The organism is Frigoribacterium sp. Leaf44 (assembly GCF_001421865.1).
Classification (GTDB): domain Bacteria; phylum Actinomycetota; class Actinomycetes; order Actinomycetales; family Microbacteriaceae; genus Frigoribacterium.
The window spans coordinates 1-1,769 of sequence record NZ_LMLG01000002.1 but is presented as its reverse complement, the minus strand read 5'-3'; the positions used below and the strand labels follow the sequence as shown (position 1 = coordinate 1,769).

At 54.7% G+C, this 1,769-nt stretch carries 1 rRNA gene; it reads right to left on the bottom strand.

What is annotated here, in order from left to right:
• Positions 1-109 precede the first annotated feature (109 nt).
• A 16S ribosomal RNA gene (locus tag ASE87_RS06210) occupies positions 110-1,629 on the bottom strand.
• Positions 1,630-1,769: the final 140 nt, after the last annotated feature.

Genomic DNA, 1,769 nt, shown 5'->3' with positions numbered 1-1,769 from the left:
AGCCATTGTCAATGTTCCACCCATGAGCGCCGGCCGAAGACATTCGCTTCGAAACCGACTTGACTCGTTGACCCCCGTGTATACCGCGGGGCGAGTACATGCTCCTTAGAAAGGAGGTGATCCAGCCGCACCTTCCGGTACGGCTACCTTGTTACGACTTAGTCCTAATCACCGATCCCACCTTCGACAGCTCCATCCACAAGGGTTAGGCCACTGGCTTCGGGTGTTACCGACTTTCATGACTTGACGGGCGGTGTGTACAAGGCCCGGGAACGTATTCACCGCAGCGTTGCTGATCTGCGATTACTAGCGACTCCGACTTCATGAGGTCGAGTTGCAGACCTCAATCCGAACTGAGACCGGCTTTTTGGGATTCGCTCCACCTTACGGTATCGCAGCCCTTTGTACCGGCCATTGTAGCATGCGTGAAGCCCAAGACATAAGGGGCATGATGATTTGACGTCATCCCCACCTTCCTCCGAGTTGACCCCGGCAGTCTCCTATGAGTTCCCACCATAACGTGCTGGCAACATAGAACGAGGGTTGCGCTCGTTGCGGGACTTAACCCAACATCTCACGACACGAGCTGACGACAACCATGCACCACCTGTATACCGACCTTGCGGGGCGACCATCTCTGGACGTTTCCGGTATATGTCAAGCCTTGGTAAGGTTCTTCGCGTTGCATCGAATTAATCCGCATGCTCCGCCGCTTGTGCGGGCCCCCGTCAATTCCTTTGAGTTTTAGCCTTGCGGCCGTACTCCCCAGGCGGGGAACTTAATGCGTTAGCTGCGACACGGAGACCGTGGAATGGCCCCCACATCTAGTTCCCAACGTTTACGGCATGGACTACCAGGGTATCTAATCCTGTTCGCTCCCCATGCTTTCGCTCCTCAGCGTCAGTTACGGCCCAGAGATCTGCCTTCGCCATCGGTGTTCCTCCTGATATCTGCGCATTCCACCGCTACACCAGGAATTCCAATCTCCCCTACCGCACTCTAGTCTGCCCGTACCCACTGCAGGCTGGGGGTTGAGCCCCCAGATTTCACAGCAGACGCGACAAACCGCCTACGAGCTCTTTACGCCCAATAATTCCGGACAACGCTTGCACCCTACGTATTACCGCGGCTGCTGGCACGTAGTTAGCCGGTGCTTTTTCTGCAGGTACCGTCACTTTCGCTTCTTCCCTACTAAAAGAGGTTTACAACCCGAAGGCCGTCATCCCTCACGCGGCGTTGCTGCATCAGGCTTTCGCCCATTGTGCAATATTCCCCACTGCTGCCTCCCGTAGGAGTCTGGGCCGTGTCTCAGTCCCAGTGTGGCCGGTCACCCTCTCAGGCCGGCTACCCGTCGTCGCCTTGGTGAGCCATTACCTCACCAACTAGCTGATAGGCCGCGAGTCCATCCTTGACCAAAATTCTTTCCAACTCCTAGCCATGCGGCTGAAGCTCGTATCCGGTATTAGACGCCATTTCTAGCGCTTATCCCAGAGTCAAGGGCAGGTTACTCACGTGTTACTCACCCGTTCGCCACTAATCCCTGGAGCAAGCTCCAGTTCATCGTTCGACTTGCATGTGTTAAGCACGCCGCCAGCGTTCGTCCTGAGCCAGGATCAAACTCTCCGTAAAAGAAAAAACAGCACAACCGGAATAGGCCATGACTGCTGAATTTGATGCTGACTAAAGAACAAAACAATCTGACGATTGTTGTTGTCCATCAATCTCAAAGAAACCTAAACACCACTCACAACCCCACCAAAAGATGAGAC